Below are 17,884 nucleotides of genomic sequence, written 5' to 3'. Positions count from 1 at the left end.
ATGTCGAATGGGGTCGAGGAAGGCATGAATGGTCCTGTCACGGTCAGTGTGGTCATCCCACTGTACAATGGGGCTTCCGTGATCAAGGAAACGATTGAAAGCGTGTTGGCACAAACCTGGACGGATCGGGAGATCATCGTGATCGATGATGGATCCACCGATGGATCGGCGGAAATCGTCAAAGCATTCGGCGCGCGGGTGCGATATTATGCGTTCGAGAACGGAGGCGTGGCCAAAGCGAGAAACCGTGGCATTGCCCTGTCGCGCGGAAGCTATATCGCGTTGCTTGATCACGATGATCTTTGGGCGCCAACGAAGCTTGCCAAGCAGGTGGCAATGTTGAAGGCAAGGCCGGAAATTGGAATGGTGACGACGGGCATCGTGCATATGAATTGTTACGGGCAACCTCTGGAAAATTTTCCAACCGGTCCTCCGAGCGAATTTTATCAATTGTTTGTCAAGGGATTTGGTCCAACCCCTTCTGCTGTAATGCTCCGACGATCGGTTATTCATCAGGTCGGGGGGTTTGATGAGCGCTTTGGTTCAGCCGGACTGGATGACCATGAATTTTGGCCCAGGGTTGCGCGGGAGTGCGAGATCGTCTTGATTGACGAGCCGCTCACATATCATCGTCATGGGGAGGATAAGCCGCCACAAGTGGAGCTGGGACATCGGATCTTGCTGAACGAGGCGCTCTTGCAGCGGTTCGGTCACGAATATGACAAGCGACGCTACCTTATGAAAGAGAGAGCCGTATATTTTGCTGACATGGGTAAGTGGCGTCTTCAACAAGGGGATCTGGCAGGGCGTGCCGACTTGCTCAAGGCGTTGCGTTGCTGTGTCCGTGATGTCTGGAGTTGGAAGGCGGCCCGGCGAGCCATGAGCCGGATAGTCAGGTCTTATTTTTCATTTGCGACAAAAAGGGTGCGATAAGTGGAAAATGTGGTCTGCGAGTTTTGCCGCACCGATCACGCCGAGGTCGTCATTCAGCAGCGAGACCTGCTTCATGGCATCACCACGGACGAGTTTTATATTGTGCGGTGCATACACTGCGGTTTCCTTTATTTGAACCCCAGGCCGACGCAAGCAGACATCGGGAGATTCTATCCAGTCCAGTATTTTGGCCCTGCTTCACCGCCCAGGCGGTTCAGCAAGGTCAAGGCCTGGATTGTAACGGATTTTTACGGGTATCCGGATGGGGCCACGCATGGACTCTGGCGTCGATTGCGAACACTCCTATTGTGGCCGGAGAAAGTTCGACGTGACCTCTGTGGGAGGGGCAGTCTGCAATGGGTTGGTCGAGGCCGGCTTTTGGATGTAGGGTGTGGCCATGGGGTCAATGCAGCGCTCCTGAAGCAACAAGGGTGGCAAGTGCAGGGGCTTGATCTGAGTAAAACAGCCGTCGAACATGCCCGGGGGCTTCTCGGACCCCGCGTGGACGTAGGTGACCTGTTGTCGGTCAAATACGAGGATTGTGCCTTTGACGTGGTGTTGATGAGCCATTCGCTTGAGCACATGTATGCTTTACCGGCAGTGCTGGCGGAGGCGAGGCGTATCTTGGACAACGACGGGGTGCTTGTGATAGCGGTGCCCAACGCGGACAGCTTGGAGGCCAAGTTGTTCGGTCGGTGGTGGGTGAACTGGGACCCTCCTCGGCATCTCTGCCATTTTACTCGTACTACGCTCGGCCGGCTCTTAGAGCGGGCTGGATTTCGCGTGGTGAGGAGCAGAACCGGGGTCACCTCCGCCCATTTCATGACGAGCTTGGAGCGAGTCTGGACTCGCAAATGTGGCCGAGCGCTGCATGCAAAGAAATGGATTGAAAGGCTCCTGGTACGGCCGTTTTGCTTGGTGGTGGGGAATCTTGGCTATGGAACCGAGATCACGGTGTATGCCGTGAAGGCGCAGGGCGGGTCTGAACGGAGCGAATTAGATAGGTGCGCAGCAGTCTGAGCCACACCTTATGATTGAAGGGGCGCTGTTGCAGCGAAAGCCAGAATGCACAACGGGCTTCATCGATCCGACGTTTTTCAAAGTGGTGTTTCCCAAGATCTCCGTAATAGTGGGCCCAGTCGCGGGCAAGGGCTTTGGCCAGTTGAGTGCGCGGGGGGCAGGAAGGGGCATGTTTTTCGAGGAACCGCCGTCGTCCTGTTAAGGCCCGCTCTGAGGGAATGTCCCGTGAGACGTTGCGGGTATAGAGCCGATGGCGGTACAGTGGCTTGGGCAAGTGCAGGAGGGGAAAGCGCTGATACAGTCGGATCGCCAGGTCGATGTCCTCCCAGACCGCCAAGGTGTCGTCGTAGCCCCCCACGGCGTCGAAGCAGGTCTTGCGGAACAGGGAGCCGGAGGTGGCGACATCGTGGCCGCCGCGCAGTAGTTGCGTGATGGTCTGTCCCTGCTTCATGGCGGCATCGTAATGCAAGGGTTCGTCGCGCTCGTTCACCTGGTACCCGTCGCAGTGGACTACCGCCACCTCGGGCCGGGTCTGCAACGATGCCAGGGTTTCCTCGATGAAGGAGGGGGCCCACAAATCGTCCTGGTCGAGGAAGGCCAGATAGGCACCGCCGGCGAGACGGGCCCCGTCGTTGCGCGCCGCCGCTTGCCCGCCGTTCTCGGGCCGCTTGAAGTAGCGAGCCTGGGGAAATTGCAAGACGAGCCGGGCCGTCTCGTCGGTCGAGGCATCGTCCACCACGATGAGTTCCAGGTCCTGGCATGTTTGGGCCAAGACGCTGCCGATGGCCTGCTCCAGGTAACGGGTCGCACCGTTATACGCAGGGATGATGGCGCTGACGAGGGGCATTCCTCACCGCAAGGGGGTTACCATGTTGAGCGGGCCCCATCATAGCAGATGATGGTGTCAATGTGGCAGAGCAGGGGGCGGTTCTGTGCCAAGATTTTGTGATCCTGGCGTCGCCTAGGTGCGACCGACACGGAGACTGAGCGATGACTTTTGACCATGTGCATCCAGATCATCACGGGCCTAATACCGTTCATATGACTCGTCTCCACGTGGCCAAACTGATCCTGGATGCAGGACATCGATTGGTGCTGGATGTTCCTTGCGGGACCGGCGCCTTGACCCAATTGCTGCTGGCGGGCGGGCGGGAGGTCGTCTCGGCCGATTTGTGTCCGGAGGGATTCGTCGTCCCCGGCCGCTCCGCTGTCCGCGTGAACCTCAATACCGTCCTGCCGTTCGAGAGCGAGACATTCGATGCGGTCGCCTGCGTCGAGGGGATCGAGCATATCGAAAACCCGCACTTGCTGGCTCGGGAGGCCAACCGGATCTTGCACAAGGGGGGCATGCTCTACGTCACGACGCCTAATGTCTTGTCCATCCGTTCGCGGCTCAGCTACTTATTGCGGGGCTACCCGGACCAATTTCATTACATGGTCGAAATTGACCCGGCCACCGGAGCGGAGCAGCCGATCGCGCACATCAATCCGATCGGATTTTTGGAGTTGCGGTATGTCCTGAGCCGCTGGGGGTTCCGGGTGGACCTGGTCCAGGCCAACCGGCAACTCAAGAAGGGCTCATGGCTGTATCAGGCGATCCGGTGGCTGCTTCAGACCAAGGGGAAACGGTCTGCCGCGACCCATCCTTCTGTCGCCTCGGTGAGGCATGCGCTTCTCTCCGATGCCGTCCTGTTCGGCGAGGGATTGATCATCGGAGCGACCAAGGTCGTAGCGGTTTCCCAGGAGTCTGGAAAATGATTGACGAACGGAAACCGCTCGGTTATATGGGCGCGCGCGGGCTTGCTCGTATGAAGGTGGTGATTGCCGCGTGGCACCTCAAGGATTTCAACGTCGGCCTTGGGCGCTATAGCCGAGCCTTGATCGAGGCCTTGGGACGGGTGGATGCCGAAAACCAGTATGAGATATTGATGCCGGATGAGTCGTACCGGTTTCCGGAGCGGCCGAATATGCGGTATCGGCTGATCCGGTTTCCGGTTTTCAGGCGGCGATTCTGGGAGCAGGTGGCGCCCTGCCTGGCCGGGCGATATGACCTGCTGCATTTTCCCTATGATTCCTGTGTGGCCTGGAAGCGCGGCAAGTTTATGGCCACGGTCCACGATGTGAAGCCGCTGATCTTTGGAACCGGTCGGCGTCGGTGGTTAAATGTGAACGAGCTGATCGAGCGGGCGCTGGTTCGCGACCGATGGAGCCGGGTCGATCACGTTCTGACGGACTCCCGGTGCTCGCAACGGGACATCGTGGAGCGGCTTGGGGTGCCGGCTGCTCGGATTACCGTGGTCTGCCCGGGAGTTGAACTGGAGCGCTTTCGTCCTGCCCCGGTGCTTCAAACGGGTGGCGGGGCGGATCGTCCCTATGTGCTCTGTGTGGCCGGAGCCGATCCGACCAAGAACGTTGAATCATTGGTGGAGGCGTTCAGCCGTCTGCCGGGGGCGCTTCGGGAAGGGTATGATCTTGTTCTCGCCGGAGATTTTCGCCGACGGCTCGATCTGCACGAGCTGGTCCGGCAGACGGGCATCGAACGGCAGACGGTTTTCACCGGGGTTGTCAGCGACGAGCGTCTGATCGATCTCTATCAGCGGGCGAGTCTCTTTGTGTTTCCATCCAGATACGAGGGGTTCGGACTGCCGGTCTTGGAAGCCATGGCCTGCGGCTGTCCGGTCATCAGTTCCAGCGCTTCGTCGTTGCCGGAGGTGGCGGGGGATGCGGCGATTTTGGTCGAGCCCTCGGACGTTGACGGGTTCACGCGGCAGATGGAACGGGTGTTGACGGATCGGGCGCTCTGGACCGATCTGCGTGAGCGTGGCTTGGCCAGGGCTGTTCAGTTTTCCTGGGATCGGACGGCGAGAGAAACTGTGGCGGTCTATCGTCGGGTCGTGGGTCAAGTTGATCGGGCCGCCTGATTCTCTGGCGCAAAAGGCTTTGTACAGAGAGGCCCTTGTTCGGGGGTAACGTAAAAGTCACTTGAGGTACAACACTTTTCCGCCGTAAGTTGAGCGAAAGCGGCGGTTCCAGCGAGCTGGCATGGAGGGCGGATGCGCATTTTGATCACGGGCGGGGCCGGGTTCCTCGGAAGCCATTTGTGCGACGTTCTGATCGGCCAGGGGCATCAGGTGCTCGCGGTGGATAATCTGGTGACTGGCCGGCCGGAGAACATCGCCCATTTGATGGGGGACGAACGGTTTTCCTTTATTAAGTATAATGTCTGCGACTATTTGCATGTGGAAGGGCCGTTGGATGCGGTGATGCACTTCGCTTCGCCGGCGAGCCCGCAGGATTATCTGGACCTGCCGATCGCGACCTTGAAGGTGGGCGCGTTGGGCACCCACAAGGCGCTTGGGCTGGCGAAAGCCAAGGGGGCGAGGTTTTTGTTGGCCAGTACTTCGGAAGTATACGGGGATCCCTTGGTGAATCCCCAGCCGGAGTCGTATTGGGGCAACGTTAATCCGATGAGCCCGCGGGGCGTCTACGACGAAGCCAAGCGGTTCGCGGAAGCGATGACGATGGCCTATCACCGGTACCACGGCCTGGATACGCGCATCGTCAGGATCTTCAATACCTTCGGCCCTCGCATGAGGCCGCATGATGGCCGGGTGGTGTCCAACTTCATTGTGCAAGCGCTGCAGGGTCACCCGCTCACGATGTTCGGAGACGGGTCGCAGACCCGCAGCTTCTGTTATGTGGACGATCTGGTCCGGGGGATCGTGGCCTTGCTCATGATCGAGTCGGGCACGAGCGTTGCGGAACGGACGGATCGAACCGAATTTCTCGCCCAGCGGACAGAGCGAACCCGCGAGACCGTGCACGAGCCCGTCAATATTGGGAATCCTCGTGAATTGACCGTCGCGGAAATCGCCAGATTGGTGCTGAAGTTGACGGGATCGCAGAGTCCCATCATGCAAAAACCGCTTCCGGTTGACGACCCGAAGGTACGCCGGCCCGACATTCGGAGGGCCAAGGCGCTGCTGGATTGGGAGCCGGTCATTGCATTGGAGGATGGGCTGAAACAGACCATCGAGTATTTCCGGAAGATTCTGTAGCGGCCGATGCGGGAGGGGCTATGAAAGGGGTGGTGCTGGCTGGCGGTCTGGGGACCAGGCTGTATCCGTTGACGAAAGTTACCAATAAACACTTGCTGCCTGTGTATAACCGGCCGATGATCTACTATCCCATCCAGACTTTGGTGAACGCCGGGATCCACGAGATTCTCATCGTCACCGGCGGGAATAATGCGGGAGATTTCCTCCGGTTGCTGGGGAACGGCAAGGAATTCGGGCTGAGGCATCTGGGCTATACCTATCAGGAAGGAGAGGGCGGCATTGCGGATGCCCTGCGGCTCGCCGAGTATTTTGCGGAAGGAGAATCGGTCTGCGTCATGCTCGGCGACAATATCATTGAAGGGAATGTGCTGCGTGCCGCGCAGACGTTTCGGAAGCAGAAGGTCGGGGCCAAGATCCTGTTGAAGGAAGTGAAGGACCCGCAGCGCTTCGGCGTGCCGGTGTTGGAAGGGGAGCGGGTGGTCAAGATCGAGGAGAAGCCGGCTAATCCGCGATCGACCTATGCTGTGACGGGGATTTATTTTTACGATGCCCGGGTCTTTGAGATCATCAAGACGCTCAAGCCGTCAGGCCGGGGGGAACTGGAAATCACGGACGTGAATAATGCCTACATCCAGGCTGGACAGCTGACCTGGGACGTTCTGGAGGGTTGGTGGACCGACGCCGGGACGATTGAATCGCTGCTGCTGGCCAATCAGTTGGTTGCTCAGAGCGGTGCGAACAAGTTGGATGCCGGGGCCTCTAACGCAAAGCAGGAGAGTTAGCGATGCGGATCCTGGTCACGGGTGGCGCGGGCTTCATCGGATCGCACCTTGTTCGGCGCTTGCTCGCCAATGGGTCCGACTCGGTCGTCAATGTGGACGCCCTCCGTTATTCCGGAAACCTTGAGAATCTCGCCGATGTGGCCGGTCACCCGCGCTACACGTTCGTCCAGGCCGATATCTGCGATGCTCCGACGGTCGCCAGAGTCATGAAAGAGCACCGGATCGAAGGCGTCATCAATTGCGCAGCGGAGACGCATGTGGATCGATCGATCGTCGAGCCAGGGGCGTTTGCCAAGACCGATGTGATCGGCACGGCGGTCCTGCTCGACGAGGCGCGACGGGTTGGGGTGGCGCGATTCCTTCATGTCAGCACCGATGAAGTCTACGGGAGCGTGGAAACCGGGTCCTCCAAAGAGGGCGATCCCTTGGATCCTCGCAGTCCCTACTCGGCCAGCAAGGCCGGAGGCGACCTGCTTGTCCGTAGTTACTGGACTACCTACCAGTTCCCGGTGATGATCACGAGAGGGAGCAACACCTACGGGCCGAACCAGTACCCGGAAAAGTTCATTCCTTTGTTCGTGACCAATGCCCTAGAAGACCAGCCGCTTCCGATGTATGGCGACGGGCGCTATCGGCGGGATTGGCTCTCCGTCTTCGACCACTGTGCTGGCATCGAGCATGTCTTCCGTCACGGGGAACCGGGCACGATCTACAACATCGGAGGCGGCAACGAACGCGAGAATGTCGCGGTGGCGGATATGATCCTGGTCCACTTGGACAAGCCCAAGTCCCTGATCCGGTTCGTGCAAGATCGGCCGGGTCACGATCGGCGCTATGCCGTGGACTGCAGCCGCCTACGCGCCTTGGGATGGGCTCCGACAGTGTCTTTTGAGGAAGGCCTCCGTGCCACGGTGGATTGGTACCGGAACAATCAGGCCTGGTGGCGGAAAATCAAGTCCGGTGAGTTCCGGGCCTACTATGAACAGATGTATGGACGTCGGCTCAAGGATGGGACGTCGTGCGCATCCTGATTACAGGGGCAGATGGCCAACTGGGTCATGAGTTGCAGCGGACGCTGAGTTGTCATGACCTCATACTCGGTATCTATCCAGCGTTTGATCTCTTGAAGCCAGAGATTGAGTCGTTTGTCACGGACGCTTGCCCAGATGTTGTGATCCATGCGGCAGCCTATACAAACGTGGAACAGGCTGAGCAGGAGCCTGATGTGGCCATGTCTGTGAACGCGGACGGTACTGAAAGAGTGGCAAGAGCTGTCTCCAAGATAGGCGCTCGCCTGATTTGCCTCTCTACCGATTATGTGTTTGATGGACAGAAGGGGGCGCCCTATGAGGAAACGGATCCGACCAATCCCCTCAATGCTTATGGGCGATCGAAGCTTGAAGGAGAACGTCGCGCATTGGCATACTGTTCCAATACGCTCATCATTCGGACCGCATGGCTGTATGGCTTACATGGGAACAATTTTGTTAAAACGATAATGCAACGAGCAGTTGAGCAGAAAGAATTACGCATAGTGGCCGACCAGCGGGGGTGCCCAACCCATGCTGGTGATCTCGCTGCTGCCATTGCGAAGGTAGTGAAAGTCGACTTGCGGGGAATAGCCCATGCAACCGGGAGCGGTAGCTGTACGTGGCATGAATTTGCCTCCAAAATCATCTCGTTAATGGGAGTGGCAATTGCGGTACGTCCCATCACAACAGAAGAGGCACGGAGGGCGGCGATTCGCCCCCCCTATACGGTCCTTGCAAATCGAACCTTGGCCCAATTGGGAATTACGATGCCACATTGGGAAGATGCATTGGTTCGGTTCATGCAGGATATGCAAGCGACTGCTCGTTAAGGGACAATCTGAGGAACGATTATGAAGCGCGCTCTCATCACGGGCATTACAGGTCAAGATGGTTCGTATCTGGCCGAGTTTCTACTCGAGAAAGGCTACGAGGTGCATGGGATTGTGCGTCGTGTGGCGATAGAAGATCCCGAGCATCGCCTCTGGCGGATTTTGCACATCAAAGACCGGGTCAAACTTCATGCCGCCTCCTTGGAAAGCTTGCCGAGCATCTATCGAGTCTTCCGGGCGGTCGAGCCGGATGAATGCTATCACCTCGCGGCGCAAAGCTTCGTCACCTATTCATTCGAAGACGAATTTTCAACCCTGAACTCAAACATCAACGGCACCCACTACGTTCTCTCTGCGTTGCACGATTGTGTCCCACAATGCCGGTTCTATTTTGCTGCATCGAGCGAAATGTTCGGCAAAGTCTCACAGGTGCCCCAGACGGAGATGACGCCGTTTCATCCTCGGTCTGCCTATGGCATCTCGAAGGTGGCCGGGTTCCACCTGACCCGCAATTACCGGGAGGCCTATGGGATCAAGGCCGCGAGCGGGATTCTGTACAACCACGAATCGCCTCGTCGGGGCTTCGAATTTGTCACCAGGAAGATTTCCTCCCATGCGGCTCGGATCAAGCTCGGGTTGGCGAAGGAAGTGCGCTTAGGCAATTTGGATGCCCAACGGGATTGGGGCCATGCCCGTGAATACGTCCGGGCCATGTGGATGATGTTGCAGCAGGACGAGCCGGAAGATTATGTCATTGCTACTGGCGAAACGCATACGGTGCGCGAGTTTGCCGAGGCGGCGTTCTCGCACCTCGGGTTGGACTACCGGGAGCACGTGGTCCTGGATCCCGGGCTGAAGCGGCCGGCCGAAGTGGAAATTCTATTGGGCGACGCCACGAGAGCCCGACAACAGCTCGGGTGGTCTTGCCAGATCAAATTTAAGGAGTTGGTGCGCGAGATGGTCGAAGCTGATGTGCAGCTCCTGAGCGAAGCGGATGGGGCAGTAATGCGTGGGCGTCCGCGTCCCTAATTGTGTTCGTTTGGCGGGCTCTGCTAAGATCGCCGGCATTGCAAAGGATACGAAGGTCCATTGGCTACCATCCACGGCACCGCTGATTGGTCGCAAAAGCGCAAAGGCCGCAAGCAGGCCTCTCCGCTCCGTCAGGTACGTCTGCTTGCAACGGACGTGGACGGGGTGTTGACTGATGGGGGCATGTGCTATTCGGATTCTGGCGATGAGTGGAAGCGGTTTCATGTGCGCGACGGCATGGGCATCAAGTTGCTGCAGCGTGCGGGATTGCTTACGGCGTTGATCACCCAGGAGCAGACGAAACTGGTCGCTCGACGGGCCGAGAAGCTTACGATTCCGGAAGTGCACCAGGGTGCGCACGACAAACTGGCGGTGCTGCGTGACATTGTTTCGCGGCATGGGCTTGATCTGAGCCAGGTGGCGTATATCGGCGACGACGTCAACGATCTGGAGACGTTACGGGCGGTCGGGTTTTCGGCGGCTCCGGCCGATGCCGTTCCGGTTGTCCGCAAGACTGTTCATTTTGTGTGTAAAAAAAAAGGTGGGGAAGGAGCGGTTCGAGAAGTGGCCGATCTGATTCTGGCTGCACAGGCACGTCCGTCAGCGAAGAGAACGTAATCCACCTCCTCGGTGTTCTCGCGAAGAAGGATCGTCGGGCCTCTCTTGATCGATGGGTCTTGTGTGCCTATGAAATCTGATGTCCATCTCTATGCGGTGATTCTCGCCGGAGGCAGCGGGACCCGTTTCTGGCCCCTCAGCCGGCACCTCTACCCCAAGCAACTCCTTCGGATCATCGGTGACGAAACGCTGATTCAACAGACCATGCGACGGGTGCTGCGGTGCGTGCCTCCGGAGCGGATCATGATTTCCACCACCCCGGCACAAGCTGACTCGATCCGCTATCAACTCGGGGAGTGGAAGGATGCGCTTCAGGACAACTTCGTGATTGAGCCGGAGGGCCGGAATACGGCTCCGGCGATCGGGCTGGTGGCTGCCGAACTGGTCCGCCGAGATCCTCTGGCGGTGATGTTGGTATTGCCGGCCGACCATGTCGTTCAAGGCAATCGGCATTTCCAAGCCGCCGTGTCGTTGGGGGTGCAACTGGCCCAGCAAGGACAGCTCGTCACGTTTGGTATTCCTCCCATCAGGCCGGAAACGGGGTATGGGTATATCCAACCGGATCGGAAGATCCGCTTGGGGCGCAAAGGAGGATTAACCGGCTACCCGGTGGCCCGATTTGTGGAAAAACCGGATGCCAAGACGGCGATCCGGTATCTGAAATCGGGCCAGTATTACTGGAACAGCGGCATTTTCCTCTGGCAGGCCAGCACCATTTTGGAGGAAATTGCCCGGCATCAGCCGGATTTAGGCGTGGCGCTCAAGCCCATCGGGCAGGCTCTCCGGTCCGGTTCGGGTGACCGACTGGCCCGCTTGTACCACAAGCTGGCCCCGGTTTCGATTGATCATGGTGTCATGGAGCGCTCGGACCGGGCGGCCGTGATCCCGGTGGAATTCCTCTGGTCCGATGTCGGGAACTGGAGCAGCCTGGAAGAAGTGGCCGCGCGCGACAAGGCCGGGAACGTGGTCAGCGGCAAGGTCGTGGACCTCGGCAGCCGCGATTCGATTCTTTACGCAGATCGCCGGCTGGTCGCCACGATCGGGCTCTCCGGCATGGTGGTGGTGGATACGCCCGATGCCACGTTGGTCTGTCCCAAAGACCGGTCCCAGGACGTCAAAGCGATCGTTGAGATCCTCAAGAAGCAAGGGGCTCCCGAACAGCTGGAGCACCGGACGGTCTTCCGTCCCTGGGGCTCGTATACGGTGTTGGAAGAGGGAAAGGGGTACAAGGTCAAGCGGGTCTCTGTGAATCCCGGCGGCCGCTTGTCGCTGCAGTTGCATCACCAACGCAGCGAACATTGGGTGGTGATTGCCGGGGTGGCCCGAGTGACTTGTGGGCGCCGTGTATTCGACATCAACGTTGGCCAGAGCACGGGGATTCCGAAGAACACGCGGCATAGGCTGGAGAACCCTGGCTCGGAGCAGTTGCACATCATCGAGGTCCAAAACGGTCCGTACCTCGGCGAAGATGACATCGTGCGGTTTCATGACGATTATGGGCGCGGCGTAAAAGCGCCGCGCCGTCCGCAAGTCTGAAAGTCCATCAAGTCAAAGACGTGCAGACGTTCCAACTTTAGACGTATTGATTGGCCGTAGCCATGGCGCTCTTTCGTGAATATGACATTCGGGGCATCGTCGGCCAGGAACTGACGGAGGATCTGGCCGAGCGGATCGGGCGGGCCTTTGCCACCGTTGCCCGGGACAAGGGCGCGAAGACGGTCAGCGTGGGGCGTGACGGGCGGGAAAGCTCCCCTGCTTTGCGCGACCGGCTGGTCCAAGGTCTGACGGCCGGCGGACTCAATGTGTTGGATATCGGGGTCTGCCCCACCCCCGTGCTGTACTTTTCCCTGTTCCAATTGCCGGTCGATGGCGGCGTGATGATCACCGGCAGCCATAATGCCTCGGAGTATAACGGCTTCAAGTTGTGCATTGGGAAAGAGGCGCTCCATGGAGACGCCATCCAGCAGCTCCGCAAGGTGATGGAGGCAGGTCATTTCTCCAGTGGGCCCGGGACGGTATCCCTCCGCCCGCTCCTCCAGGACTATCTCGCCTATTTGAAGGCCAGCTTCGCGTCGGTCGATGCGCGTCATTTGCATGTGGTGATCGACTGCGGGAACGGGGCGGCTGCGCTTGTGGCCAAGCAAGCCATGGAACAACTGGGTTGCCGTGTCACCGGGCTCTATTGCGACCTGGATGGCCGGTTCCCCAACCATCATCCGGACCCGACGGTGGTGGAGAACCTCCGGGATTTGATCGCAACGGTGAAAAGAACCGGGGCAAATGTCGGGATCGGCTATGACGGGGATGCGGACCGAATCGGTGCGGTGGATGAGCAGGGTCATATTCTGTGGGGTGACCGTCTCATGGTCCTCTATGCCCGGGACATCCTGGCCGTCCGGCCTGGTAGTACGATCATCTCGGAAGTCAAGGCCTCGCAGAGCCTCTATGAGGACATTCAGCGGCGCGGGGGGCGGCCGATCATGTGGAAGACCGGCCATTCGCTGATCAAAGCCAAGATGAAAACCGAGTCGGCGGTTTTGGCCGGCGAAATGTCCGGACATATGTTCTTCGCCGACCGTTATTTCGGCTATGACGATGCGATCTATGCCTCATGTCGGCTGGTCGAAATCCTGGCCAAGAACAAGCAGCCGTTGTCCGCTCTGCTGGCGGATTTGCCGGCGACCTCGGTGACGCCCGAGATCCGAGTCGATTGTCCCGACCATGTGAAATTCGATCTGGTCGGGCAAGTCCAGGCGCGCCTCCTGGCTTATGCCAAGGCCGGTCGGGCTCCCGGTGAGAAGGGGCTCGTGATCCGGGACGTGGTGACGATCGACGGCATCCGTGTCATGTTCGAGGACGGGTGGGGCTTGATCCGGGCGTCCAACACGCAGCCGGCTCTTGTCCTGCGCTTCGAAGCCTCCTCTCCCCAGCGCCTGGATGTGATTCGGGCGTTGATCGAATCAGAGCTGGACCAAGCCAGACGAACTCTCGCAGCCTAACGGTGCGGCGCGCTGCCTTCCGACGCCTTGCCGTTCTGTCGACCGCGGCCGCTCTCTGCTGTGCGGCCATCTCTTCCCCGTCGGTTTGCGCTGAACCGGCTTCCGCTCCGTCCATGTCCACCGAGCGCCCCTTCATGCCGGGGGAGCGGTTGACCTATGCCCTCACGTGGCTGAATATCCGTGCCGGCACCGCCGTGCTTGAAGTGGCAGGCGCTGCGCCGGTTCAGGGGCGCGCGACGCTTCGTCTCCTGACGACCGCGGTCTCCAGCCCCTTGGTGACAAAATTCTATCCGGTCGACAACCGGGTGGAGTCGCTGGTAGACGCCGAGAAGATGCTGCCTCACCGGATGCGGTTTCGAAGGCGTGAAGGGAAGCGGAGTAACGACTTCGATGTCGCCTTCGACCAAGCCGCAGGTACCATCACCTCGATCAAGGACGGGGTCATGGACCAGTTGCCCTTGCCCCCGCAGACCTACGACTCGATTTCTTGCCTCTATTATGTCCGTACGCTGCCTTCCCTGGTGCCGGGGGCCTCAGCCACCTTTAGCGTCCATCACGACAAGAAGACGTACAAGTTGGAGATCCGAGTCGAGGCGGTCGAAACCATCAAGGGAGCCTGGGGGGAGGTCGAAACGGTGAGGGTGTTGGCGATCATGCCGTTTCAAGGCATTTTTCTCAATGAAGGGAACATCCGGGTCTGGTTCACCAACGACAGCCGTCGGGTGCCGGTGATGATGAAAGCCAAGGTGAAAATCGGGTCCGTGGTGGCCAGCCTGGTCGAAGGCTTTCAGGTTCCGGGCGCCCCGTAACAGGCGCGCCCCAATCCTCGTCCGCAGGCTGCGTCCATTGCCCGCTTCGTTGAAAACCTATATAATCCACCGCTATTAAGCCCGTCATAACATGATGCCGGTAAGGAAGGACTGAGCCGTGAGGCCGTTTCCCATCACCTTGACCCGACATATTCTGCAAGCGCAGGCTGCGCATCCTGGCGCCACGGGGGAATTTTCGGCCCTCATGGCCCAGATCGGGCTGGCCGGCAAGATGATCGCCTCGGATCTCCGCCGGGCCGGCCTGATCAATATTTTGGGCTACACCGGCGACACGAATGTGCAGGGGGAGGCCGTCAAGAAGCTGGATGAAATCGCCAACGAGATCTTCGTCAAGGTGTTTCAGCACAGCGGCTTGGTCTGCGCCCTGGCTTCCGAAGAGATGGAAAAGCCGGTGAAACTGGAAGAAAACTGGCCCAGGGGCAAGTACATGTTGCTGTTCGACCCCCTGGACGGGTCCTCCAACACCGATGTCAATATGCCGCTGGGCACCATCTTCTCGGTCCTGCGGTTTGAGGGAAAGGGAGGATTGCCGTCGGACGCCGAGTTGGTTCGGGTCGGCACCGAGCAGGTGGCGGCCGGCTACCTCATGTATGGGTCGAGCACGATGCTGGTCTACACGGCCGGCCACGGGGTCCATGGATTCACGCTGGACCCGGGCGTGGGCGAATACCTGCTGTCGCACGAAAACATTCGCATGCCGGCCAGAGGGAAGGTCTACGCGGCCAACGAGGGAAACTATCACAAGTGGCCGGCCGGCACGCAGCGCTATATCGATTATCTCAAGGCGCAGGATAAGGCCGGCGGAAGGCCCTACAGCGGCCGCTATTCCGGCTGTCTGGCGGCGGATGTGCACCGCATTCTGCTGGGCGGCGGCATCTATCTCTATCCCGGCGAGACGGATAAGCCGGAGGGCAAGCTGCGCTTGTTGTACGAGGCCAATCCCCTGGCGATGGTGGTGGAGCAGGCGGGCGGGCGGGCCAGTACGGGCGTCGAGCCGATTCTTTCGATCAAGCCGACGGCCGTGCACCAGCGGGTCCCGCTGATTATCGGCAGCCGGGAGGATGTCGAGACCGCAGAAGGATTTATCCAAGGCCGTCGGACTTCTTAACATCTGTTGTTGCGGAACGTGGCAGGAGGAAGAGCATGAACAAGCGCGTTCAGGACATTCTGAGTTGGTATGGAAGCGACAATGCCGGCACGCGGATGAATCTCGCGCGATTGCTGGGGCATGGCAAGCTGGGCGGCACCGGCAAGCTGGTGATCCTGCCGGTGGATCAGGGGTTCGAGCATGGGCCCGCCCGCAGCTTTGCGCCCAACGCGGCCGGCTACAATCCCCATTACCACTTTCAGCTGGCCATCGATGCTGGCTGCAACGCCTATGCGGCCCCGCTGGGATTTTTGCAGGCGGGTGCGGCGGAGTTCGCCGGCCGTATTCCGCTCATTTTAAAGCTGAACAACCACGATGTGCTCCATGACGAAAAAGACCCGCTGTCCGCGGTGACCGGCAGTGTGAAGGACGCGCTGCGGCTTGGCTGTTCGGCCATCGGATTTACGATCTATCCGGGCTCGGCCCATAGCCAGACCATGTATGGGCAGTTGCGGGAGCTGTCGGAAGAGGCCAGGGACAACGGCCTCGCGGTGGTGGTCTGGTCCTATCCGCGCGGATCCGCCTTGAGCAAGGAAGGGGAAACCGCGGTGGACGTCGTGGCCTATGCGGCGCAGATTGCCGCGCAATTGGGCGCGCACATCATCAAGGTGAAGTTGCCCACCGCCCATTTGGAACAGGCGGCGGCAAAAAAGGTATACGAGGCCGAACAGGTGCCGATCAAGACCCTGGCCGAACGGGTGCGCCATGTCGTGCAGAGTTCGTTCGACGGCCGCCGCATCGTGATCTTCTCGGGCGGGGCCAAGAGCGACGATAAGAATGTGTTCGAAGAGGCCCGCGCCATTCGCGACGGCGGCGGGTTCGGCTCGATCATCGGGCGTAATTCGTTCCAGCGGCCCAAGGCCGACGCGATTAAGTTCCTGCAGACGGTCATGGGCATCTATGCGGGAGAGATTCAGTAAGCGGGCTGTCCGGCAAGCAGGCAGTCGACATATTCTTGTGGCGATCTAGCGGCTATGGGGATGGAGCAATTGGAAGAAAAGGCGCCGGCGCGGAATCGGCGGCGTTCGTCCTGGCTGGCCAGTATCCTGTTGATCGGACTGGGCGTGCTGATCGGATTGGTGGTGGCGGCCGATATGGGCTGGCTGCCGTTCGGGCATGCGGTGCCCGAGCCGCCCGTGGCCGGGCTTTCGCCGACGCCGGCGCCGCCATCGGTCATCGGGAGCAATCAGAATTTCGTCCAGATCGCCAAAAGCGTGAAGCCGGCCGTGGTGAACATTTTCACCACGCGAAGCGGCAAGAGCGGGGAGGGGCCCCAGGCCATGCCCTTCGACGACCCGTTCTTTCGCCGCTTCTTCGGTGACGAGTTTTTCAAGCGGTTCGAGGCCCCGCGCGAGCGGAAGGAGCGGAGCCTGGGGTCGGGCGTGATCGTGGACCCGAACGGCCTGATCATCACGAACAATCACGTGGTCAGCAAGGCCGATGAGATCAAGGTATTCCTGTCCGACAAACGTGAGTTCAAAGCCAAGTTGATCGGGACGGATTCCAAGACCGACCTGGCGGTGCTGAAAGTCGAAGCGGAGGGCTTGCATACGATTCCCTGGTCCGACTCGGACAAGCTGGAGGTGGGGGAGTTCGTGCTCGCTGTCGGGAACCCCTTCGGGCTGACCCAGACGGTGACCATGGGCATTGTCAGCGCGGTCGGGCGGGCCAGCATGGGGATTGCGGAGTACGAAGACTTCATCCAAACCGATGCGGCCATCAACCCCGGCAACTCGGGTGGTGCGCTGGTGAACGTGCGCGGCGAACTGGTCGGGATCAATACGGCGATCTTCAGCCAGAGCGGCGGCAACATGGGCATCGGGTTCGCCGTGCCCAGCAACATGGCGCGGTCGATCCTGGAGCAGCTGGTCAAGGCCGGCAAAGTCGTGCGGGGTTGGCTGGGCGTGTCCATTCAGGAGCTCTCGCCGGAACTGGCGTCGCAGTTCGGGCTGTCGGAATCCAAGGGGGTCCTGGTCAGCGATGTCCTGGACGGCAGTCCGGCCAAGAAGGCGGGGCTGGAGCGCGGGGATGTGATCCTCGAGTTCGACGGCAAGTCCGTGGAGACCCCCACCCACCTCAGGAATATTGTGGCGCAGACCCCGGTGGGCAAGAAAACCACGGTCAAGTTCGTTCGCAACAAGGGCCAGCGCACGGTGGATGTGACGATCGCGGAGCAGCCGAAGAATATGGCGCAAGCCGGCGGCGGTGACGGCGACGGCGATGAAGGCGGGGAGGGGATCAGGCCGTCCGGTCTCCTGTCGGACCTGGACGTGCGCGAGCTCAACAGCGAGTGGGCCCGTCGGTTTGGGCTGGGAGGCAACGAAAAAGGGGTGGTGGTGGCGCGAGTCCGCTCCGGCAGCGCGGCAGAGGAGGCGGGCGTCAAAGAGGGCGATCTGATCCTGGAAGTGAACCGGAAACCGACTCCGACGCTCAAGGCCTACGAGCAGGCGGCCGCCAAATCCGGCAAAGGCGAGGCTGTTCTGTTGTTGATCAAACGCCAGGGTCTCACGACCTACCTCACGTTGAAGTCTTAGCCTCCGGCGGTAGGGTAGACTGTGGCGGCCGGCGTTTGCGGCAGGCAGTGTTATAATGGTCGACCGAAAGGGG

General features: G+C 59.8%; 17 protein-coding genes. 16 read left to right on the top strand and 1 reads right to left on the bottom strand.

Translation table 11 applies throughout. The annotated features are described in order from the left end of the window. A complete protein-coding gene (locus EPO61_08510) occupies nucleotides 1-933 on the top strand; it encodes a glycosyltransferase family 2 protein (GenBank protein ID TAJ08932.1) in 933 nt (310 codons plus the stop codon). Continuing rightward, nucleotides 934-1,953, top strand: coding sequence for a class I SAM-dependent methyltransferase (locus tag EPO61_08505; GenBank protein TAJ08931.1), 1,020 nt, complete (start codon nucleotides 934-936; stop codon nucleotides 1,951-1,953). On the opposite strand, the gene EPO61_08500 is transcribed toward EPO61_08505, so the two are convergent. Then, nucleotides 1,883-2,800 carry a glycosyltransferase family 2 protein gene (locus tag EPO61_08500; protein ID TAJ08930.1) on the bottom strand — a complete coding sequence of 306 codons (918 nt, stop codon included), beginning with the start codon at nucleotides 2,798-2,800 and terminating at the stop codon, nucleotides 1,883-1,885. The genes EPO61_08505 and EPO61_08500 overlap by 71 nt on opposite strands. A 143-nt stretch (nucleotides 2,801-2,943) precedes the next feature. Here EPO61_08500 and EPO61_08495 point away from each other — a divergent pair, with 143 nt between their 5' ends. The 14 genes from EPO61_08495 (at nucleotide 2,944) to EPO61_08430 (ending at nucleotide 17,811) form a co-directional block, all read left to right on the top strand. Further along, a complete protein-coding gene (locus tag EPO61_08495; GenBank protein ID TAJ08929.1) occupies nucleotides 2,944-3,711 on the top strand; it encodes a class I SAM-dependent methyltransferase in 768 nt (255 codons plus the stop codon). Nucleotides 3,712-4,178: 467 nt separating this feature from the next. Further along, nucleotides 4,179-4,874: a glycosyltransferase family 1 protein gene (locus EPO61_08490; GenBank protein TAJ09013.1), complete on the top strand. Its 696-nt coding sequence runs from the start codon at nucleotides 4,179-4,181 to the stop codon at nucleotides 4,872-4,874. Nucleotides 4,875-5,006: 132 nt separating this feature from the next. Then, nucleotides 5,007-6,011: an SDR family oxidoreductase gene (locus EPO61_08485; protein ID TAJ08928.1), complete on the top strand. Its 1,005-nt coding sequence runs from the start codon at nucleotides 5,007-5,009 to the stop codon at nucleotides 6,009-6,011. A gap of 20 nt (nucleotides 6,012-6,031) precedes the next feature. Beyond that, a complete protein-coding gene (locus EPO61_08480; protein ID TAJ08927.1) occupies nucleotides 6,032-6,793 on the top strand; it encodes a spore coat protein in 762 nt (253 codons plus the stop codon). A gap of 2 nt (nucleotides 6,794-6,795) precedes the next feature. Further along, the gene (gene rfbB, locus EPO61_08475; GenBank protein TAJ08926.1) at nucleotides 6,796-7,824 is read left to right on the top strand and encodes a dTDP-glucose 4,6-dehydratase; all 1,029 of its coding nucleotides are present in this window, start codon (nucleotides 6,796-6,798) and stop codon (nucleotides 7,822-7,824) included. Beyond that, nucleotides 7,812-8,654: a dTDP-4-dehydrorhamnose reductase gene (rfbD, locus tag EPO61_08470; protein TAJ08925.1), complete on the top strand. Its 843-nt coding sequence runs from the start codon at nucleotides 7,812-7,814 to the stop codon at nucleotides 8,652-8,654. The genes rfbB and rfbD overlap by 13 nt, the downstream gene beginning before the upstream one ends. A gap of 21 nt (nucleotides 8,655-8,675) precedes the next feature. After that, on the top strand, nucleotides 8,676-9,683 hold the full coding sequence (locus tag EPO61_08465; GenBank protein TAJ08924.1) for a GDP-mannose 4,6-dehydratase: 1,008 nt from the start codon (nucleotides 8,676-8,678) through the stop codon (nucleotides 9,681-9,683). Between the two features lie 141 nt (nucleotides 9,684-9,824). Continuing rightward, nucleotides 9,825-10,301, top strand: a complete 477-nt coding sequence (locus tag EPO61_08460; protein TAJ09012.1) for an HAD-IIIA family hydrolase — start codon at nucleotides 9,825-9,827, stop codon at nucleotides 10,299-10,301. 69 nt (nucleotides 10,302-10,370) lie between these two features. Further along, nucleotides 10,371-11,837: a mannose-1-phosphate guanylyltransferase/mannose-6-phosphate isomerase gene (locus EPO61_08455; protein ID TAJ08923.1), complete on the top strand. Its 1,467-nt coding sequence runs from the start codon at nucleotides 10,371-10,373 to the stop codon at nucleotides 11,835-11,837. Between the two features lie 62 nt (nucleotides 11,838-11,899). After that, complete coding sequence (locus EPO61_08450; protein TAJ08922.1) at nucleotides 11,900-13,300, top strand: phosphomannomutase/phosphoglucomutase; 1,401 nt, start codon at nucleotides 11,900-11,902, stop codon at nucleotides 13,298-13,300. Between the two features lie 113 nt (nucleotides 13,301-13,413). Next, entirely contained in the window at nucleotides 13,414-14,109 is a 696-nt protein-coding gene (locus tag EPO61_08445; protein TAJ08921.1) for a DUF3108 domain-containing protein, read from the top strand. Nucleotides 14,110-14,227: 118 nt separating this feature from the next. Continuing rightward, the gene (locus EPO61_08440) at nucleotides 14,228-15,238 is read left to right on the top strand and encodes a class 1 fructose-bisphosphatase (GenBank protein ID TAJ08920.1); all 1,011 of its coding nucleotides are present in this window, start codon (nucleotides 14,228-14,230) and stop codon (nucleotides 15,236-15,238) included. A gap of 35 nt (nucleotides 15,239-15,273) precedes the next feature. After that, complete coding sequence (locus tag EPO61_08435) at nucleotides 15,274-16,197, top strand: class I fructose-bisphosphate aldolase (protein ID TAJ08919.1); 924 nt, start codon at nucleotides 15,274-15,276, stop codon at nucleotides 16,195-16,197. A 54-nt stretch (nucleotides 16,198-16,251) separates the two neighbouring features. Then, nucleotides 16,252-17,811, top strand: a complete 1,560-nt coding sequence (locus tag EPO61_08430; GenBank protein ID TAJ08918.1) for a DegQ family serine endoprotease — start codon at nucleotides 16,252-16,254, stop codon at nucleotides 17,809-17,811. Nucleotides 17,812-17,884 lie beyond the last annotated feature (73 nt).

This window comes from Nitrospirota bacterium, from assembly GCA_004296885.1.
Taxonomy (GTDB): Bacteria; Nitrospirota; Nitrospiria; order Nitrospirales; family Nitrospiraceae; genus SYGV01.
Note: the sequence above shows the minus strand (reverse complement) of the source record. Positions and strands in the feature narration are given on the sequence as shown.

Coding starts and splice junctions, on each gene's coding strand:
- EPO61_08495 (TAJ08929.1), top strand. CDS start 2,944: ATGACTTTTGACCATGTGCATCCAGATCATCACGGGCCTAATACCGTT.
- EPO61_08465 (TAJ08924.1), top strand. CDS start 8,676: ATGAAGCGCGCTCTCATCACGGGCATTACAGGTCAAGATGGTTCGTAT.
- EPO61_08500 (TAJ08930.1), bottom strand. CDS start 2,800: ATGCCCCTCGTCAGCGCCATCATCCCTGCGTATAACGGTGCGACCCGT.
- EPO61_08510 (TAJ08932.1), top strand. CDS start 1: ATGTCGAATGGGGTCGAGGAAGGCATGAATGGTCCTGTCACGGTCAGT.
- EPO61_08445 (TAJ08921.1), top strand. CDS start 13,414: ATGTCCACCGAGCGCCCCTTCATGCCGGGGGAGCGGTTGACCTATGCC.
- EPO61_08455 (TAJ08923.1), top strand. CDS start 10,371: ATGAAATCTGATGTCCATCTCTATGCGGTGATTCTCGCCGGAGGCAGC.
- EPO61_08435 (TAJ08919.1), top strand. CDS start 15,274: ATGAACAAGCGCGTTCAGGACATTCTGAGTTGGTATGGAAGCGACAAT.
- EPO61_08480 (TAJ08927.1), top strand. CDS start 6,032: ATGAAAGGGGTGGTGCTGGCTGGCGGTCTGGGGACCAGGCTGTATCCG.
- EPO61_08430 (TAJ08918.1), top strand. CDS start 16,252: ATGGGGATGGAGCAATTGGAAGAAAAGGCGCCGGCGCGGAATCGGCGG.
- EPO61_08450 (TAJ08922.1), top strand. CDS start 11,900: ATGGCGCTCTTTCGTGAATATGACATTCGGGGCATCGTCGGCCAGGAA.
- EPO61_08485 (TAJ08928.1), top strand. CDS start 5,007: ATGCGCATTTTGATCACGGGCGGGGCCGGGTTCCTCGGAAGCCATTTG.
- rfbB (TAJ08926.1), top strand. CDS start 6,796: ATGCGGATCCTGGTCACGGGTGGCGCGGGCTTCATCGGATCGCACCTT.